At 48.7% G+C, this 18,239-nt stretch carries 16 protein-coding genes; 12 read left to right on the plus strand and 4 right to left on the minus strand.

Features of this window, described 5'->3' with window-relative positions:
* The first annotated feature begins 16 nt into the window (after window positions 1-16).
* The 3 genes from FAY32_RS00635 (at window position 17) to FAY32_RS00645 (ending at window position 3,392) form a co-directional block, all read left to right on the plus strand.
* Window positions 17-1,204, plus strand: coding sequence for an MFS transporter (locus FAY32_RS00635; protein WP_143461400.1), 1,188 nt, complete (start codon window positions 17-19; stop codon window positions 1,202-1,204).
* A 105-nt stretch (window positions 1,205-1,309) separates the two neighbouring features.
* Window positions 1,310-2,497, plus strand: a complete 1,188-nt coding sequence (locus FAY32_RS00640) for an MFS transporter (protein ID WP_143461401.1) — start codon at window positions 1,310-1,312, stop codon at window positions 2,495-2,497.
* Window positions 2,498-2,555: 58 nt separating this feature from the next.
* Window positions 2,556-3,392, plus strand: coding sequence for an aldo/keto reductase (locus FAY32_RS00645; protein ID WP_143461402.1), 837 nt, complete (start codon window positions 2,556-2,558; stop codon window positions 3,390-3,392).
* A gap of 107 nt (window positions 3,393-3,499) precedes the next feature.
* On the opposite strand, the gene FAY32_RS00650 is transcribed toward FAY32_RS00645, so the two are convergent.
* Complete coding sequence (locus tag FAY32_RS00650; RefSeq protein ID WP_143461403.1) at window positions 3,500-4,249, minus strand: DUF4811 domain-containing protein; 750 nt, start codon at window positions 4,247-4,249, stop codon at window positions 3,500-3,502.
* Window positions 4,246-5,688: an MDR family MFS transporter gene (locus FAY32_RS00655; RefSeq protein ID WP_143461404.1), complete on the minus strand. Its 1,443-nt coding sequence runs from the start codon at window positions 5,686-5,688 to the stop codon at window positions 4,246-4,248. The genes FAY32_RS00650 and FAY32_RS00655 overlap by 4 nt, the downstream gene beginning before the upstream one ends.
* A gap of 156 nt (window positions 5,689-5,844) precedes the next feature.
* On the opposite strand from FAY32_RS00655, the gene FAY32_RS00660 reads away from it, so the two are divergent.
* The 5 genes from FAY32_RS00660 (at window position 5,845) to FAY32_RS00680 (ending at window position 9,155) form a co-directional block, all read left to right on the plus strand.
* A complete protein-coding gene (locus FAY32_RS00660) occupies window positions 5,845-6,414 on the plus strand; it encodes a TetR/AcrR family transcriptional regulator (protein WP_143461405.1) in 570 nt (189 codons plus the stop codon).
* Window positions 6,415-6,632: 218 nt separating this feature from the next.
* A complete protein-coding gene (locus FAY32_RS00665) occupies window positions 6,633-7,070 on the plus strand; it encodes a MerR family transcriptional regulator (RefSeq protein ID WP_404820111.1) in 438 nt (145 codons plus the stop codon).
* Window positions 7,063-7,470, plus strand: coding sequence for a cupin domain-containing protein (locus FAY32_RS00670; protein ID WP_143461407.1), 408 nt, complete (start codon window positions 7,063-7,065; stop codon window positions 7,468-7,470). The genes FAY32_RS00665 and FAY32_RS00670 overlap by 8 nt, the downstream gene beginning before the upstream one ends.
* Before the next feature lie 12 nt (window positions 7,471-7,482).
* Complete coding sequence (locus FAY32_RS00675) at window positions 7,483-7,803, plus strand: carboxymuconolactone decarboxylase family protein (RefSeq protein ID WP_125685294.1); 321 nt, start codon at window positions 7,483-7,485, stop codon at window positions 7,801-7,803.
* A gap of 218 nt (window positions 7,804-8,021) precedes the next feature.
* The gene (locus FAY32_RS00680) at window positions 8,022-9,155 is read left to right on the plus strand and encodes a glycosyl hydrolase family 8 (RefSeq protein ID WP_143461408.1); all 1,134 of its coding nucleotides are present in this window, start codon (window positions 8,022-8,024) and stop codon (window positions 9,153-9,155) included.
* Window positions 9,156-9,402: 247 nt separating this feature from the next.
* Here the strand turns inward: FAY32_RS00680 and FAY32_RS00685 are convergent, their stop codons facing one another.
* Window positions 9,403-10,356, minus strand: a complete 954-nt coding sequence (locus FAY32_RS00685; protein ID WP_143461409.1) for a GH25 family lysozyme — start codon at window positions 10,354-10,356, stop codon at window positions 9,403-9,405.
* Window positions 10,357-10,644: 288 nt separating this feature from the next.
* Complete coding sequence (locus FAY32_RS00690; RefSeq protein ID WP_143461410.1) at window positions 10,645-11,574, minus strand: matrixin family metalloprotease; 930 nt, start codon at window positions 11,572-11,574, stop codon at window positions 10,645-10,647.
* Between the two features lie 207 nt (window positions 11,575-11,781).
* Between FAY32_RS00690 and FAY32_RS00695 the strand changes: the two genes are divergently transcribed.
* The 4 genes from FAY32_RS00695 to FAY32_RS00710 all read left to right on the plus strand — a co-directional run bounded on the left by FAY32_RS00695 (window position 11,782) and on the right by FAY32_RS00710 (window position 18,239).
* The gene (locus FAY32_RS00695) at window positions 11,782-12,366 is read left to right on the plus strand and encodes a DNA-3-methyladenine glycosylase I (RefSeq protein WP_191988131.1); all 585 of its coding nucleotides are present in this window, start codon (window positions 11,782-11,784) and stop codon (window positions 12,364-12,366) included.
* 3 nt (window positions 12,367-12,369) lie between these two features.
* Complete coding sequence (locus tag FAY32_RS00700) at window positions 12,370-13,506, plus strand: exonuclease SbcCD subunit D (RefSeq protein WP_143461412.1); 1,137 nt, start codon at window positions 12,370-12,372, stop codon at window positions 13,504-13,506.
* On the plus strand, window positions 13,503-16,649 hold the full coding sequence (locus FAY32_RS00705) for an AAA family ATPase (protein ID WP_143461413.1): 3,147 nt from the start codon (window positions 13,503-13,505) through the stop codon (window positions 16,647-16,649). The genes FAY32_RS00700 and FAY32_RS00705 overlap by 4 nt, the downstream gene beginning before the upstream one ends.
* Window positions 16,650-17,255: 606 nt before the next feature.
* Window positions 17,256-18,239: a choloylglycine hydrolase family protein gene (locus FAY32_RS00710; RefSeq protein WP_143461414.1), complete on the plus strand. Its 984-nt coding sequence runs from the start codon at window positions 17,256-17,258 to the stop codon at window positions 18,237-18,239.

Raw genomic sequence — 18,239 nt, forward strand, 5'->3', positions numbered from 1 at the left:
AGGGGGGGCGATGACGATGACAAAATATCGGTGGCAGGCCAGTGCCTTAGTGCTGGTGGCGTTTATGCTGGGGTGCAATGAGTTCATGGTGGTCGGGGTGATTTCAGACATTGCCAGTTCACTGCACGTAACGGTTGCAACGGCGGGCTATTTGGTAACGTTATATGCCATTGCCTACGCGGCGGGGACGCCCGTGGTCACTATTTTGACCAACCGGTTTGGCCGCTATCCGCTGTTGATGGTGTTGATGATTATTTTTCTGGTTGGGAACACGTGGAGTGGCTTTGCCAGCAGCTATGGGGCCTTTGTCGTTTCACGACTATTATCGGCCTCGGTAGCTGGTTCGATTGAGGCGATGATCATTGTCTTTGCCAATACAATTGCGCCGCGTAAGAAGCGGGCAATGCTGATTTCGTGGCTGGCAGCCGGCTTTAGCATTGCGGCGGTCGTGGGTGTGCCCGTGGGAACGGCCATCAGCACGGCTTACAGTTGGCACGCGGCCTTTCATATGATTTCTATCCTGAGCCTCCTGACTTGCATCGTGCTGGCAATTAGTTTGCCGCGTGGTGTGGCCCATGTTTCCGGAGGGATTAAGGATCAATTGGTCTTGTTGACGGACCGCCGCGTCTATCTGGGGGCTGTTCTGGTGCTGTTCTCGGCTGCGGCCATGTACGCTTTTTACACCTATATTCGGCCACTCCTGACGACTGGACTGGGTTTTAGCCTACAGGCCTTGAATTGGCTGCTCGTGGTCATCGGAATCATGAGCATTCTGGGAAATCGGTTGTCGGGGACGGTTGCCGAAAAGCATGGGCTAAAGACGATGCCGCGATTTTACGTTGCGGACATGGTTTTATTTTTGCTGATGCCCCTCGCGTTGACTAACGCCTGGACGGGCTATGCGTTACTTCTGGTACTCATGCTGATTATTTCGGTAGTTAATTCGCCGATTCAGGTGCACTTCTTGGACGTAGCGGAGGAAGATTATCCCAAGGCGACAGCGTTTGCATCGTCATTAAATGCGATCTTCTTTAATATTGGTATTTCGTTAGGATCCGCCACAGCTGCCGTGAGTTTAAAACGGTTAGGCTTACAGCAGTTGGGGTGGGGCGGCCTATTATTTGCTGGTCTTTCGCTGATCACGGCCATCATTTTAAATCGAGCGATTGCTGCTCAGCGGGAAGAAAACGCTCCCGAAAATTAATTTCAATTTGGAGACGATTACATGAGTCTTCCCCCTGATAATTTCGGCTGAGATAGTGTACTCTGATAGGTAGAAGACTAAAGGAAAATCGGAGGAACAGAAACTGTGAACAAGTATCGTTGGCAAGCCATTGTGTTTGTATTAGTGGCCTTTATGTTGGGCTGCAATGAATTTATTGTCGTTGGGGTCCTCTCTGACATTGCAAAGGAATATCAAATTGCCCAGGCAACCGTTGGCTATTTAGTCACGATATTTGCCACGGTGTATGCGGTCAGCACGCCGTTTATCACCATTTTAACGAACCGTTTTAGTCGTTACAAAACGTTGATGACGTTGATGGTGGTTTTCCTGATTGGGAATACGTTGAGTGGCTTTGCCATGAACTATGGCGTGCTGCTCTTATCGCGGATCATCACGGCGGTCGTTGCCGGTGCGATTATCTCATTGATCATGACGTTTGCCAGCACCATTGCGCCACGGGAAAAGCGAGCAGGATTGGTCTCGTGGATCTTCGCTGGATTCAGTATTGCATCGGTCTTCGGGGTGCCCATTGGGACGGCGATCAGTACCGCCTACAGTTGGCACGATGCATTCTTCCTGATTTCAGGCGTCAGTGCGGTTACCTGTGTGTTGCTGGGCTGGTTGCTGCCCCGTCACGTGGAACAAGTTCAGGGGAGCATTAAGAATCAGTTGGTTCTGCTGAAGGACCGGCGCGTCTACGTGGGCATCGTCTTGGTCCTATTCACGGCGGCCACGATGTACGCGTACTACACCTACATTCGGCCACTGCTGACAACCGCATTAGGGTTCAGCACGACTAGTTTAAATTGGTTGTTGTTTGTCATCGGGATTATGAGTATCATCAGTAATCGGTTATCTGGGATGCTGGCGGAACGCGACGGATTGCGAATCATGCCACGCTTCTATCTGGCTGACGTGATTTTGTTAGCCTTAATGCCATTGGCGTTGGGCAGTAAAATTAGTGGCTTAGCCGTTATTTTGATTCTGACGTTAATCGTAACGATTTTAAACTCGCCCATTCAAATTCACTTCTTAAATATCGCCGAAGAAGATTACCCGCAATCGGCTGTATTAGCTTCATCGCTAAATTCAATCTTCTTTAACTTTGGCATCTCGTTGGGGTCGGCAACGGCTTCCGGGATGTTGGGCACGGTTGGTTTGAATCACATCAGCTGGGGAGCCGCGGTCTATGCCGCGATTTCACTGGTGCTGGCCGTGATCTTAAATCGTGTCATTAAAAATCACAAAGCTAAGCAATTAGCGACGGATTAATTCACAATGAAAACCTCCTGCGTTAAGCTGAAACTAGCAAAACGCAGGAGGTTTTTCGATGATTCCAGAAATAACGTTGAACGATGGGTTTCAGATGCCAGCGCTAGGTCTTGGGACGTTTCAAGTCCGTGGGGGCCAAGGTGTCAATCAGATTTTAGCCGCAATCAAGGACGGCTATCGTAGCTTAGATACAGCGACCAACTATGATAACGAGGGGGCCGTGGGTGAAGCGATTCGCCGTTCGGGTATTCCGCGTGCAGAGTTCTTTGTGACGTCGAAGCTTCCCGGTAAATATCATCGGTATGCAGATGCCACCATGGCGATTCAAGAATCCCTGTACCGCATGGGACTGGATTACTTTGATCTGTTCTTGATCCATTGGCCATTACCCAAACGTGACCTGTACGTACAGGCTTGGCAGGCGATGGTCGATGCCAGACAACGTGGCTTGATTCGGTCAATTGGGGTCTCCAATTTTGAACCGGAACATCTTGATCGGTTATTCAAAGAGACTGGTGTGATGCCGGCAGTCAACCAACTTGAAGTCCATCCGTATTGGATTCAAGCGCGGATGCTTCAGGAAGACACCAAGCGTGGTATCGTTACGGAGGCCTGGAGCCCACTAGGTCGTGGAAGTGCGGCATTGAAGGAACCAGTGATCGTTGATTTGGCGAAGAAATATGGGAAGAACGTCGGTCAAATTATTCTGCGCTGGCACGGACAACGCAACGTTGTGCCAATTCCTAAGGCCAGCAATCTGGTCCATCAACGAACGAACTTAGACCTCTTTGACTTTGAACTGACGCCGGCCGAAATTCAAGCCATCAATGCATTAGACAAACCGGATGGCCGCATCGAAGGCCAGGATCCAAATGAATATGAGGAGTTTGATTGAGCTAGTCAGTAAAAGAATGAATATGGGAAAAGTTTTTGGTCGCAGATGATAGCCGCCATTAGCGAGGTGGATCACCTGCACAGTCAGTTAAAGACGATCACCTTTTTTCAATGAACAGGTTGTGCTTTAGCCTGGGTGATCAGTTGGTTCAGAATAGGTGCAGCTTGTTGCTGTGCCTTTTTTTGCACGGTCGTTACGGCTCGTTGTTTGACCTGAGCCAATTCCTTAGCTGTTAAGTTGGGATTAGCGTCGACCGCTTTCTTAACGGAGGCCGTTACGGCGTGAGTCATGGCAATCTTTGCCGCCGCTTCTCGCTGCTTAACGGCGGTGCTCAGCCATTTCGCCTGGTGGGTACTTAGTGTGATCCAGGACTTGGGCAATACAAAGGTATTTTGCCGACCAACCAGGTCATGATGGGTGCCAGTCCAAGAGAACAGCCAACGCCAGAATGAATTGTTGTAACGCCAGGTCGTGGTTTTGGTGACCAATTTTGCTTGGGTCACATTGCGGTACTGGACACGATTCGTGGTCTTGAGACTAGCAGCGGTGTGCAGTTGGCGTTTGCTGGTGGTCTGACGGTAGACATAAACGCTTTCGGTATTGGATCTTCGAATGGGCTGATAAACTAAGACGCTCAGTTGCTTGCTGGGTGAAATGGATGCAATCTGCGTGGTTGTCGTTTCGCTGTGGTGATGCATGCCCCAGTGCCAGTTGTCATTACCAATCATAAGGACCGCACTGGCGAGCAGGACGATGAGACCCATACCACCAAATAGCAGGCGCTGATGCTGGGTGGGCATGAGCAGAAATCCGCCGACAAAGATGATGATGCCGAGAAACAACGCGATGAGAATCATGCTGCCACCTCCCGTCGGTGATCTTTAATGAAGCTTGCGAAGAGTAAATCAATCATCCCAATGGCCGTCGCAACTAAGAAGGCCGCGTGAAAACCGGCCATGGCGGCTGCGTAACTTTGGCTCTGGTAAGCTAGTGGGGCGCTAGTCAAGAGGCTGTGTGCTGGCGTATGGTTAGCCATCACATTTGCAAGAACGCTTCCCAAAATGGCAGTTCCCATGGAGGTCGTGACTTGGCGCATGGTACTGTTGACAGCCGTCCCGTGACTCAACTGAAGTCCCTTGAGGTCAATGGAGCTGGCCGCCGTAATTGGCATGGTGACCAGTGCGACCCCAATCATGAGCATGGTATATTCACAGATGATATAGCTGTACGGGGTGTGTCGCGTTAGCAGGGCAAATGGTAGCGTGCCGAGCGTGAGCAGAAAAGTGCCAATCAGTGCTAAGCGGCGGCCACCCATGCGGTCGTAAAGGGTCCCACTGATTAGGCTGACAATGCCGTAGACCAAGGCGCCGGGCAGAATCATCAGTCCGGAGTGAAAAGGACTGAGGCCACGAACCTGTTGGAGATACATCGGTAAAACAACTTGAATTCCAATCATAGCGGTATTTGAAAGCGCTGTGACTAAAGAGGCAATGGTGAATGAAGGAACTTTTAAGAGGCGAACGTTAAGAAAGGGGTCAGCTTGAGGCCATTCGTGCCGAGCAAAGAGACCGATAAAGACGAGCCCAACGACAATGCCGATGATGACGTTAGCAGACCCCCACCCATTTTCACCGACTTCGGAAAAGCCGTAGAGGAGGCTGCCGAACCCAATCGTGGATAGGATAATCGCGCGCGTATCAATCGGCGATTTCTTAACGGGAATGACTGGCCGGACAAAGAATAAGGATAAGAGTAGGACCAAAATGACGGGCGGAATCATGATGCCAAATAGGTCGCGCCAGGTGGCATTATCAAGAATCCAGCCGGAGAGGGTCGGTCCTAAAGCTGGTGCAAGCCCAATGACGATGCCACCGAGCCCCATCATCGCGCCCCGTTTGTCAGCCGGGAAGGTCACTAACAGGACGGTCTGAATCGTGGGAAATGTAATGCCGACGCCAATGGCTTGGATCAAGCGACCGAGAAAAATCAGGCCAAAATTGGTTGCCGTGTAGCTGATAATCAGGCCAACTAAGAAGAAACTGAGAGCGGTCAGGTAGATGGTCCGCAGGCTGAAGTTGTTGACTAACCAAGCACTGATGGGAATCATGATCCCCATGACTAGGAGAAATCCGGTGGTTAACCACTGAACGGTGGCACTGGAAATGCTGAAGCGGATCATTAACGTTGGGTAGGCTGTGACCAGCATGTTGGTGGTCAGCGCTGTACAGAACGTGCTACACATTAGGGTGACCATCAACCAGCTCCGGTTGAATGGCCGGCCGTTTGTATCTTTCATGATAAAATCTCCCTCTTTTTGTCTCGGCGATGAGCGACCGCTGAAGTTAAAAGTGATTATAGACTGTTTTTAGAAGAAAATAAACTGTTATTATCAGTTTATTTTAAATTTTAGACAGCGTATAATGACGAAAAGGGCTTTGGAAGGGGCAACAGTATGGTTAAACGGCGGACACTAACACAAGATAAAGTCATTGAACAAGCAAACCAACTTATTGCGGAGAATGGCATCGATAAGCTAACGATTCGATCACTAGCCGATGCGCTGGATGTGCGACCACAATCCATTTATAACTATGTCGATAGTCTGAATGATTTGTTGGATCAGGTCGGCGTTGCCTTCGTTCATGAGATTGAACAACGGTTGATGCGGCATTTGATGGGCGTCTCGGGCAAGGCGGCCCTGATGGTCTTTGCACGTGAATTTCGGCAGGGATGTCATGAACAACAACATTTGGCACCCCTTTTGCTAAATCCCAATGACTTACAGCAACTGCAGCAGACACATCTGGCCTTAGTTACGCTGTATCATCAGATGTTTGCTAGCCTCCATTTAGCAGAGAGTGATTCCGCAGGTTTAGTGGAGTCGACACTCTATCGTTCCGCATTATTTGGTTTTATTATGCAGGAAATGGGCGGCTTCCTGCAGTTGCCCCCTGAACAAGTGCAGGAACGTTTTGAAAAAACTATGCAATTGGCAATCGCACAATTCACGACAATTGATTAGTGAGGTAGAGGCGTGTAAATAGTGAGTCCGGGACATAACGCAAAAATCAGTTTTCAGAAGCCTTCTGAAAAAGCTGATTTTATTTTGCCATTATCGTGGCGACATGTGCGCCAAAAACTAACCGCCGGATGTTTTGGGTTTCTTGAAAATTTACTTGCCTTAGAGTGCACTTTAAGGTGTTTACTAAGACTTGTCAGCAATAGCGGGAGGTTATCGTGATGACAAAGCAGTATCGTATTGGGGCGTTTTCCAAACTCGTTGGGCTATCGGCCTATACACTTCGGTACTATGAAGACCAGGGGTTGATCGTCGCACACCGCGATGCCAACGATGTGCGTTTCTATACGGAGGCGGATATTCGCTGGGTCGGGTTTATTCTACATTTAAAGGGAACCGGGATGCGATTGAACGATTTAAAGCGCTATGTAAGGTTACGGGCGCAGGGTGATGCGACAATCGAAGAACGCCGGGACATGCTACAAAAAGTTAAGGACGATGCCGAAGCTGATATTGCTGAATTACAAATGCATTTGCAAGTGCTAGGTCACAAAATCGATTGGTACGATGGTAAAGTTGACCAGACGATTGCGGACACCGAAAGCTTTCATGATTACTTACAACAATTCAACGAACAAGGAGCGGATAAAGATGGCTAAGAATGAAGATGTCAAAAATGGTGTTATTTTTCCAGCGGGCGATAAGAACGAAGCGTACCAAAAGTTCTTTGTCGGTCAAAGTTATTTAAACAATTTAGTTAACGACCCGGATGTGAACGTGGGTGTTGGTAACGTGACCTTTGAGCCTGGTTGCCGGAACAACTGGCATATTCACCACGATGGTTTCCAGATTTTACTGGTCACGGGTGGGGAAGGCTGGTACCAAGAAGAAGGTCAACCAGCTCGCCATTTGGTTCCCGGCGATGTGGTCGTGACCAAAGATGGTGTCAAGCACTGGCACGGCGCAACTAAGGATAGTTGGTTTAGTCACATTGCGATTACGGCTGGGACGCCAGAATGGTTGGAACCAGTCGATGACGCAACGTACAATGCACTCTAGGAGGCTATGATTATGGCAAAGAAACAAACCGCTGGTCGGGATAACTTGGGTGATTTTGCCCCTAAATTTGCGGAACTGAACGATGATGTCTTATTTGGTCAAGTGTGGTCACGCGAAGATAAATTGTCTGCGCACCAACGCAGTCTCATTACAATCTCTGCGCTGATTTCTGCCGGCAACTTTGAGCAGCTACCAGCACATTTGAAAATTGGTAAGGGCAATGGGATTACCAAGGATGAGATTGCGGAAGTGATTACGCACCTGTCCTTCTATGTGGGCTGGCCTAAGGCTTGGTCGGCATTCAACATTGCTAAGGAAATATTTACGGATTAAGTAAAATGAATATGAAATGAGCGGGGATGCGGGAAAATACCGGGTCACCGCTTTTTTGTGCTACTGGAATCGGGTTGGTTGACGCTGTGTTGCCGATTAAACTAACTCTTTTTCCCAATTGTGTCCCTCGCTGTCGAGAAGAACCGGGCTTATAATGAAATTAATGTGGTGGCTGAAATTGATGCCAAAGTTTTAGAACGAAAGGAGTTTTTAGACGGATGAAATTACATCGGGTCATGATTGGGTTAGCTGGTGTGGTGCTCGTTAGTGGTTTAGTGTTGGGGATAAACAGCTTAACGACTAAGCCAACGACGGCAGAGGCCGCTTCGGCGACAACCCTTTACAAACAGTGGCGGAAGGTCTACGTTGGCGGCAAGACGCAGAAATATGTCAAGAGTAACAACGGTCAGGGGACAACGACTGCGCTGTCCGAGGGCCAAGGATATGGTATGCTTGCAACCGTATTGGCAGCTAAGAAGGGCGTGAAGAATACTCATACCACCTTTAATCAGATGTACAAGTATTATCGCGCACACCAGGTTTCTAGCAAGGTTCCGTTGATGGCTTGGCAACAAACCAAGCGTTCGGGTAAGATGACCAGCGTAGGGTCCCAGAAGAACAGTGCGACGGATGGCGACCTGGATATTGCTTATGCATTGATTTTGGCAGATAAGCAGTGGGGCAGTAAGGGCGTTAACTATCGGCAAGCTGCTAAGAGCCTGTTGACGGCCATCAAGAGTCGAGAAATCAATCAGACCACATACTTGCCAACAATGGGCAACTGGGCGACGTCGAGCTATGATGTTAGCAAGTTACGAACGGCGGATTTGATGACTGGTTACTTTAAGACGTTTGCCAAGTACACCCACGATGGGACTTGGACTAAAGTGGCCAATCGCAGTCGAACAGCCGTCAAAAAGCTGAGTGCCCGGCATAAGACTGGGTTGTTTCCCGACTTTATTTTTGTGACTGGAAGTGGGTTGAAGCTAAAAGCGGTGCCCGCTTACAGTATTGAATCAGGGACTGACAATCAAGTCGGTTACAATGCTTGTCGGGTACCTTGGCGACTAGGACAGACTTACAAAATTAGTAAGGATGCTACAACCAAAAAGGCGTTGCAGAAACAATTGACCTTCTATAATCGAAAAAAGAAAATCACAGCAGTCTACACGTTGGGCGGCAAGGCCGTTAACAACTACGTCAACACCGCGTTTACGGCACCGGTTAATTACGGCGCCAAGGTGCTGAAGCAAACGGCGCTCCAGAAAAAAACAGCTAAGCAATTGCCAAGCAGCATTGAGAAACAAAACTACTTTTCCGCAACACTACAGGTTGTTACTGCGTTGTCGTAAGGGATGAACAGAGCGTAAAAAGAAGAAAGGGGAGTAAAGGGCGATCAGCTGCCCTTTGGCGCACGTTTCGCCAATATAGGTTTGGAGACACAAACGGGGCTGGGACTTTTTGTCTCATGCCCTTTCTTGTACCCCAAACAGGCAGAGAATGGATGCTAATAGGCTATTGGTGCACTCTTTTTTTGCTGATAATGTGACAAAAAAAGAACCCGAGAAAGTCATCTCGGGTCCCCATTAAAAGTTAGGTTTAGTAGGTTGAAACGTAAGCTTGGTTAGCAGTGACGTAGTTCCCATTACTTAATTGGAACCGGTAAGCGCCCTTACTATTCTTAGCAACGCCCGTAACGGCTAACTTCGTCCCAGTCTTCACCTTGCTAGTCCGCTTATTCTTGGTGAAACTAGTCGAGGTGTATTGGTAGACGGTTTTCTTAGTTTGAATGCCGTTCACACCGGTTGCCGTTGTGTAGTAATTAGCGGCAGGCGTGGTAGAGTTCGAGTTTGAGCCAGAGAACCAGCTATCAACAACGGAACTGTTCAAGACCTTGTTCAAGTCAACGTTACCACTGATACCGGCAACGCGTCCCTTGCTGGTGTATTGCCATAGATCGACAGAAGTCCCGGAAACGCTAGGCTTCGTGGAGCTGTACTTGGCAATCCAAGTGCCATCAAACTTTGAAAAGTCAAGGTTATTGGAGTTGGCATACCACTCACCAGAGTACATAACCAATGGCTTATCAGTTAAGCTCCGCATCGTCTTCAACCAGGCGTTAACGTAAGTTTGTTCCTTATTCTTCGCACCTGGCATCCGCTTTTCTTCGTCCAAAGCAAAGAACTTCGTGTGGGAGTTACTCCGCTTATAGAAATCCTTAGCTTCTTGTTGCGCGTCCTTAACACTTGTAAATTCGGCGAACATGTATTGACCGAATGGCACACCGTGTTTGTAGGCGCCATTTGCGTTGACAGTACTCTTCGTATCAACCACGTATCCAGGGTCACCGATACTCCCGTGTTGCACCCGGATGATGGCGTACTTTAAGTCCTTAGATGCCTTACTCCAGTTAATATTCCCTTGATATTGCGAAATGTCCGCAACTTTATTTCCCGCAGCGCTAGCGGTCGTCGCGTTCAACCCCACGCCAACGGCTAAAGCCGCAGCGAAAACAGCTAATCCAGCACCCAGTTTGTGTAACGTCTTATGCATAGAATACATCCTCCTCAGTCTTTACCATCCATTGTACACGGTCTGGTCGGATGGGAGGTTACTACTGGTTTACATTAAGTTACAGTTCGATTGCAAAGCGATGATTGCAAGTCGGTTCGACGTTAAAAAGTCCGCTGCAACAGCAATTGGGGAAGGGGCATGGTAAACTTAAATTAGTATGCACACAATGACTGATGGGACAAGACGGTCAGGAAGTGAACAAACTAATGGGTGGAAATAAAAAAGCTGTCCCTTTAAAAAATAAAGGACAGCTTTTTACGGAGTTAGTTAATGTACGGCGGTGTAAATTTTTAAGGCTAATTTGGCCCGATTCTTGTCGGTCGTTTTGACCGGGTTATACTTAGAAAGACCGGCAGAAACTTGCTTATAGCTGTAAACGTTGCTACTGCCACTTTCAAAGTACATCAAATCTTTTTTATTGGGCGAATGATTCAGGCCCATCACATGACCGAATTCGTGAGCAATGGTGCTGGCGTATTCATACATCCGCCCTTCGCTGGCTAAAGACGTCTTGACTTTAGTGACGTCTTTCTTCAGTTGATTGTAGGCGGGAAGGGATGTTTCAACGTGGCTGGCTTCCTGATTAAAGAGACTCTGATAATTTTTATCACTGGTCGAGATTCCCTTGGCGGCTAGATTAGCCTTGGCCTTGGCTTCAATGGTGCTAGAGTAAGTCGTGTAGAAGGAATCGTTCAGTTGGTTGGTCATGGCAATCCCGATGTTTTGGGTTTCGGCTTGATAGTAAGACCAACGAACTTGGAGTTGCTTCTTGGCTGGCGTCCACCAGGCGTCACTTTGATCACTCTTAGTGGCTTTAGCTTTGGAAACGGAGAAGGTCAACGTATGATTCTTCTTAGTTCCTTGGGTGAACTGTTTCTTCCCAAGTTTATTGTTCCAGTAGGCCATGGCAACTTTAACACTCTGCTTGAGTTGTTTATCGCTGGTTTTCACGTAGACCACGGCTTTACCATTCTTCTTCAGTCCCGTTTGGGCATCGAACGCCAGCTTATATTTCTTGCCTAAAGCCTTGGCGTGCTTCTGGTAATACCCCTTGCTCTTCTTCAACGTCGCAGCTGAAGGATTAACACTGGCCGCCTGAGCGGTGACGGTACTCGTCGTGACGGCGGGCACTAGTAATACAGTAGCGGCGGCTAGCGTGAAAAGTGACCGAGCCTTTAAATGGTTTAATCTGCGCATGATATGAACCTCCCTCAATTCCCCAAAACATTAACATTTACAATAGCATAGGCTTTTCACTGATTGGGGTCAAGTGATAAAATTCAAGAAAAAAATGAGGTGCATGGTTACAAGCTACAGCGGTGGTAACGCTTTCTATAAAATAATAAATAGAACATTTGTTTGGGTAACGCGATTGAATCTGGTATAGTGAATCTAAAGACAAAAATGGGGGTAACAAAATTGGTTAAACGGTGTGATTGGGCAACATCTTCTCCGGCGATGCAACGGTATCATGACGAGGAATGGGGCCGTCCGGAACATGACCGGCGCAAGTTATTCGAATTACTATGTTTAGAGACCTATCAAGCGGGCTTGAGTTGGCAAACGGTGCTGAATAAGCGCACTGCCTTCACCCAGGACTTCTATGATTTTGACCTCCAGCGAGTGGCAGCGATGACCACAACGGACGTCGAACGCTTGCTCCAAGATGCCAGAATTATTCGTAATCGGCGCAAGTTGGAAGCAACGATCAATAACGCTCAGGTTATCTTAAACTGGCCAGAGGGAAACTTTGAAACCTGGCTCTGGCACTTTGTTGGTGATCAACCCATTCGGCATCACTTTACTCAGACCAGTGAGATGCCTGGAACCACTGATTTAGCTCAGCATATTTCGCGGGAAATGAAGAAGCGGGGACTGAAGTTTGTGGGCCCAACGACGGTTTACTCGTTCTTACAAGCGGCTGGGTTAATCAATGATCACCTGATGGATTGCGATTGGGCACCGGAAAATCAGACAAAGAAGGGATAGAAAATGCGCTTTTTACATACGGCTGATTGGCATATTGGCAAGAAACTTCATGGGTATGACCTCTTAGCGGAGCAGCGAGATGCGTATGAGCAGATCAAGGCGATTGCGCAGGCAGAACACGTGGATGCAGTCGTGATTGCTGGCGACTTGTATGACCGGGCATTGCCCAGCGAGTCTGCCGTCACGGCGTTGGATGACATGTTGGTTGATTTGAACCGAAAACAAAGATTCCCATTGTTAGCGATTAGCGGGAACCATGATTCTGCCGTGCGGTTGGGTTATGGGCAGGAATGGTTTGCCAGCACGGACTTTTATTTGCGGACAAGTCTGGCGGATAGTTTGAAGCCAATCGTGATGGGGGACACGCAATTTTTCTTATTGCCTTACTTTGAGCCAATTGCGGCGCGCCAGTATTTTCAAGATGACCATATTCGAACCGTCAATGAGGCAATGGTCCGTTTAGTTGCGGCGATGCAGAAGCTATTTGATCCGGACAAGAAGCACGTGTTGATTGCCCATTTCTTTGCGGCGGGCAGTCAGCATTCGGATTCAGAGACCCAAGTGCAAGTGGGGGGATTAAATGCCGTACCGGTGGACTTACTGGCACCATTTGACTACGTTGCTTTGGGCCATTTACACCGTAAGGAAGCCTTGCAGAACGAACCGAAGATCAAGTACAGTGGGTCACCACTGAAATTTTCGACCAGTGAGGCGGAAGATACCAAGGGCGTCTGGATTGTGGACACGGCTACAGATCCGGTTACGGTAACGTTCAAGCCGCTCAAACCCTTGCATGACCTAGTGGTATTGACTGATAGTTTTGACCATCTTATGGATTTTGACCACGCTTATCCGGTAACTCCAGATGATTTTGTGGCAGTGGACCTGACGGATACCACACCGATCAGCAACGTTATGCAGCGGCTTAAGTCACGTTTCCCTAAGGTTGTCGAACTGCAACGAGTCAACCAACTTGAGGTGGCACAGGCGACGTTAGATGTGAAACAAGTCCAACAAGATCCCTTAACATTGATGACTGGGTTCTTTGAACAAGCAACGCAGCATGAATTAACAGCGCAGCAACAAGCGTGGGCACAGAGCACGCTCCAAGCGGCGTTAAAGGAGGATGACGCGCAATGAGTCCAGTCATGTTACACATGGAATATTTTGGGCCCTACCGTGACGAAACGGTTGATTTCAACCGGTTCTCAGCGACCCCACTGTTCTTGATCAGTGGCAAAACGGGGAGTGGCAAAACGACTATCTTTGATGGGATGTGCTACGCCTTATTTGATCAGACCTCCGGCGGTGACCGGACGGCACAGGCCATGCGGTCAGATTTCGCGACATCGGCGGATCAGACGCGGGTCAGTTTTACCTTTACCCATCGAGAACGGCGCTACGAAATTGTTCGTGAGCCTGAACAACTGTTAGATAAGAAGCGTGGAACTGGGCAACGCAATGTTCCAGCTAGTGTAACACTGACGGTTTTTGAGGGTGAGCAAGAAATCACGCAATTGACGAAAGTAAAGCAGGTGAAGGATTACCTGCAAGACTTGTTACAAATGGATGGTCGCCAATTCGCTCAAATCGTGCTCCTACCGCAAGGTCAGTTTCGCCGGTTCTTGGTGGCACCGAGTGAAGACAAGGCCGCAGTCTTAGAGCAACTCTTTAATACGGAAGTCTTTGCGCGCTGGGCCGCATTACTGAAGTCCAAACTGAGAGAAAATGAGAATGCTAATCGGGAGACCGCTGCGACTTTAGACCGCTTGCAAGGCGAATTGAAGTGGACGGAAACGAATTCGAGTCAAGCCACGGCCTTACTTGAAAACCACCAAACAACAGAGTTATTAGCTCTCATGGCGACGCAACAGACGACCGTTCAAATCGCCAGTGAGCAGATCAAACAACAGCTCACAACGGCCCAAGCAGAAGTGGCACAATTGATACGTCAGGGTATGAGTGAAGATCAATTGGTGCATGACCAACAACAGCTAGGGCAACAACAAAATCAGCGTGAGCAACTGGCTAATCAAGAGGCGGACATGGACCAGCTGGGACAAGCAATTACTGAGCTGGAGTGGATTCAAGAATTACAGCCGAAATGGCAGGCACGCCAGACTGCGACAATGGCGGTTCAACAGCGTCAAGAAGAGCAGAACCAAGCAGCAAAGACAGTCAAAAGCGCTGAACAGGCCTATCAAATGGCAGTTGCTGAGCAACAGCGGTTGGCACCTGTGCAACACAAAATTGACCAGGAAAAGGATCAGTTAGCCCGCCAAGCGGCGATTCGACCAGTCTATGAGCGACTAGAAAAATTAGGCCAAGCCCTGACAGATGCTGAGCAATCTGGGCAACAACGGGCCACGGATTTCAAACAAGCACAACGCAAAGTGGTGGCCAATCAAGCGGCTCAAGATGAGCAGCAGAAAATTGTGGTGCAGCAGCCAACAGTGTATGCAACCCAGCAAGAATTGACCCAGCGCGCGGGAGATTTACGGGATTGGCGTCATCAGTTAGCAGAGCTACAAGTGACAGCACAACAAGTTACCCAGTTAACCCAGCAGGTGACCACGCAAGCCGCTGAAGTGACTGCGGCACAAGGGACAGCGGAGCAACAACGGTCGCTTGCTGAGGAGATAAACCAGCAGTTCTTAAGGAGTCAAATTGCCAGACTTAGCTCGCAACTAAAAGCGGGGACGCCGTGTCCAGTCTGTGGGGCAACGGAACATCCGCATCCGGCAGTGACAGCCGTTGCCGAGGTCGCTGAGGAGACCATTAAACAAGCACAGGCCAAAGCGAGTGCGGCTGAGAAAACAGCCAGTGAATTAGCAGCGACGTTAACACAACGGCAAAATACTTTAGCAGAAAAACGCCATGAGCTAGCCACACAGCTAACGCCTTTACAAAAAAAGCTTAATCAACCGGAGTCGGCGACGTTACAAGATCTGGATCAGCAAGTGACCAGCTTGGCAGCGACCTATGCGCATGAGCTGAGGACAAACCAGCAACAACTTGCGGCCATCAAGACCGCGCAGCAAGATTTGGACCAATTGACGACTGTGGCAACGACGTTAACGGCGAAGCAAAAAGCGGCAGATGAGGCCAGGCAGGCTGCCCAAAGAGACGTCGATCGGCTGACCACACAATTGGCAACCGAGCGTCAACAACTGCCTGAAAATGCGGCCACACTAGCTGAGTTTACGGAACAAGAACAAGCTTTGCAGACGCAGTTACAGGCAGATCAGAAGCAGTGGCAGGGTGTGACCGACCACGTTCAGCGGACACAAGAGCAAGCGGCGGTAATGAGGACTAAGGCGCAGACGGCCACGATTGAGTATCAGAAGAGTCAGGAACGATTGCGGACGGACCAAGCTGCCGTTACAGATGCGCTGGCAGGCCATTTTGAAACGGTGACTCCCGCAACGGAGGACCTAATTGAGGCGCAATTAACGGAATTACCAGGCCTGTCTGGCAAGCGGCAAAGGCTCCAGACTTATCGGACACAAGTGGTGCAGGTAGCGGCAACCATCGATGATTTGACCAAACGAATCGCTGGCCGGCCAGCACCCGACCGCGAGGCGACTCAGACAGCCTTAAAAACAACCAATCAGCAAGTTGAAGATTTTCAAGCGCAGTTGCATACGTATCAAGACCTTTGGCAACAAAATGAGGTGCGCGTTAAAAAGCTGACGCAGCAAATTGACCAACAAGCGGTGGCTTTGAAGAAGACTGAAGAACTGACTGAACTGAGTGGCATCGTAAATGGTGATGGGCCGAATAGCAAAGTGGGTTTGGAACGTTATGTGCTTCAGACTTATTTGCGGCAAATTTTACAGGTCGGAAATTCCCGGCTACAGCAATTGACGAATGGCCGCTACCGTTTTGTCATCGATGAGTCGTCAGCTAGTTATAAGAAAAACTCTGGGTTGGAGATCAACGTTTATGATGACCATGTTGGCGGTCAACGAAGCGTGCACACGCTCTCTGGTGGTGAAAGCTTTATTGCGTCACTGGCATTGGCATTGGCGCTGGGTGAAGTGATTCAACAGACCACGGGGAGTGTTGATGTAGATGCCCTATTTATCGATGAGGGTTTTGGCTCATTGGATGAGGATGCTTTAGAAACAGCACTGGAATCGCTGGAGACGATTGAAGGGAAGCACCGAATGATTGGCATCATCAGTCATGTGAGCGAATTGCGCGATCAAGTGACGAACCAACTTCAAGTTGTAGCTGGCGGTAATGGTGAGAGTACCATCAAGTACGTCTCGGAAAACTAAACAGTTGTTGTCAGAATAGAACGGCGTTAAGTGGAGTTGACGGCCTTTGATTCCACGCTTCAGCCATAGACGTTCGGAGCGCAAAAAGAGTCCGGGATTTTTGTCCTGGACTCTTTTTTGAAAAGTATCAAGCTACTGGGGCTGCCATTGGGAAAAGGAGGGGTTGGCCTGAGTTTAGACTTGAACGCCGGCCAAAGGACTGACTGTTCTCGCAGATTAGTTATCCGAAATCGATAGGGGACGATAATTAGCAATGTCAGGCTTACTGGTGACAGAACAGCCAGGTGGACAAGGCCCACGAGGTAGCTGGGTCAAATTAAGATACTTTTCACATTAAGGATACCTGACTTGAACGGCTATAGATATCCGTAAAGCATGAGATGAGGCAAAATAGTGTAGTTTCGGCGGTGAACTTTGAATGGTGAATTAATTTTGGTGTAAAACGATTGCTAGTAGTAAAGGTTTTTCCGGTAAAACGTCACCCCGTATAGTACAGTGTGAACGGTTGATTAATAAATTTAATCATATAATTAACAATTATGCGTGCATAATCAATTTGAAAGGTTTACAATGTGCTTTAAATAAAAGAGAAACGGGATGATTTTGATGTGTACGAGTTTGACCTATGAAAACAGTCGTGGGGATCACTTTTTGGCTCGGACCATGGACTTTGCTTTCGAACTAGGTGGTCAGCCAATCTTTATGCCACGCAACCAAAAGATTCAGGGAGATGCTGGTGAATTTACCACCAAGTATGGGTTCATTGGTGCCGGGAGAGACCTCAGCCATTACATGTTTGTTGATGGGGTCAATGAGTATGGTCTTGGTGCCGCGGCTCTATATTTCTCAGCGTATGCCAAGTATGCCCAGGAGGCTCCGGCGGATAAACTGGGTTTGGCACCTCACGATGTGACAGCCTGGGTATTGGGAAATGCTAAGAGCGTTGCCGATTTGCGGGAACAGGTCAAGCACATTCAGATCCTAGATGTTCCAGTCGCCTTGTTAGGGTTGACGACACCGCTACATTTTATCTTTAGTGATCCGACCGGTGATACCGCTGTTCTGGAAGCTACCAGTGAGAATCTGCATTTGATTGATGATCCAGTGGGGGTTATGGCCAATTCACCACAACTCAGCTGGCACTTGCAAAATCTGAGTACCTATGGGACTTTAACTGCTGAAGACCGGCCACTGCATGATTATATGGGCTTCGAGCTTAAGACACAGGGACCGGGTACTGGCGCCCTCGGATTGCCTGGGGATTATACGTCGCCTTCTCGCTTTGTCCGCACCGTATTTAACCGCCACTATAGCCAGCCAAGAGCGGACGTGCCTAGCACATTGAACCTGTTGCAACACTTACTAGATGGGGTTACAATTCCGAAAGGGGTTAAACTAAAGGCCGATGGTCACAGCGATTACACGCAGTATCGCGGCTACATGAGTCTTGAGGAACGTGCCTACTACATGGAACCCTACGATAATCTTGAATTACAAGGCGTGAAACTTACCGATGAAATGTTGACGGATTGGGACACGCCCGTTGAATATCCGTTGGACCATAAACCGCACGTTCATCAATTAAATTAG

The sequence above is a fragment of the Levilactobacillus enshiensis genome (assembly GCF_007115095.1).
GTDB lineage: Bacteria > Bacillota > Bacilli > Lactobacillales > Lactobacillaceae > Levilactobacillus > Levilactobacillus enshiensis.

Coding starts and splice junctions, on each gene's coding strand:
- FAY32_RS00710 (WP_143461414.1), top strand. CDS start 17,256: ATGTGTACGAGTTTGACCTATGAAAACAGTCGTGGGGATCACTTTTTG.
- FAY32_RS00680 (WP_143461408.1), top strand. CDS start 8,022: ATGAAATTACATCGGGTCATGATTGGGTTAGCTGGTGTGGTGCTCGTT.
- FAY32_RS00645 (WP_143461402.1), top strand. CDS start 2,556: ATGATTCCAGAAATAACGTTGAACGATGGGTTTCAGATGCCAGCGCTA.
- FAY32_RS00690 (WP_143461410.1), bottom strand. CDS start 11,574: ATGCGCAGATTAAACCATTTAAAGGCTCGGTCACTTTTCACGCTAGCC.
- FAY32_RS00655 (WP_143461404.1), bottom strand. CDS start 5,688: ATGAAAGATACAAACGGCCGGCCATTCAACCGGAGCTGGTTGATGGTC.
- FAY32_RS00650 (WP_143461403.1), bottom strand. CDS start 4,249: ATGATTCTCATCGCGTTGTTTCTCGGCATCATCATCTTTGTCGGCGGA.
- FAY32_RS00660 (WP_143461405.1), top strand. CDS start 5,845: ATGGTTAAACGGCGGACACTAACACAAGATAAAGTCATTGAACAAGCA.
- FAY32_RS00635 (WP_143461400.1), top strand. CDS start 17: ATGACAAAATATCGGTGGCAGGCCAGTGCCTTAGTGCTGGTGGCGTTT.
- FAY32_RS00685 (WP_143461409.1), bottom strand. CDS start 10,356: ATGCATAAGACGTTACACAAACTGGGTGCTGGATTAGCTGTTTTCGCT.
- FAY32_RS00670 (WP_143461407.1), top strand. CDS start 7,063: ATGGCTAAGAATGAAGATGTCAAAAATGGTGTTATTTTTCCAGCGGGC.
- FAY32_RS00705 (WP_143461413.1), top strand. CDS start 13,503: ATGAGTCCAGTCATGTTACACATGGAATATTTTGGGCCCTACCGTGAC.
- FAY32_RS00665 (WP_404820111.1), top strand. CDS start 6,633: ATGACAAAGCAGTATCGTATTGGGGCGTTTTCCAAACTCGTTGGGCTA.
- FAY32_RS00700 (WP_143461412.1), top strand. CDS start 12,370: ATGCGCTTTTTACATACGGCTGATTGGCATATTGGCAAGAAACTTCAT.
- FAY32_RS00695 (WP_191988131.1), top strand. CDS start 11,782: ATGGGGGTAACAAAATTGGTTAAACGGTGTGATTGGGCAACATCTTCT.
- FAY32_RS00675 (WP_125685294.1), top strand. CDS start 7,483: ATGGCAAAGAAACAAACCGCTGGTCGGGATAACTTGGGTGATTTTGCC.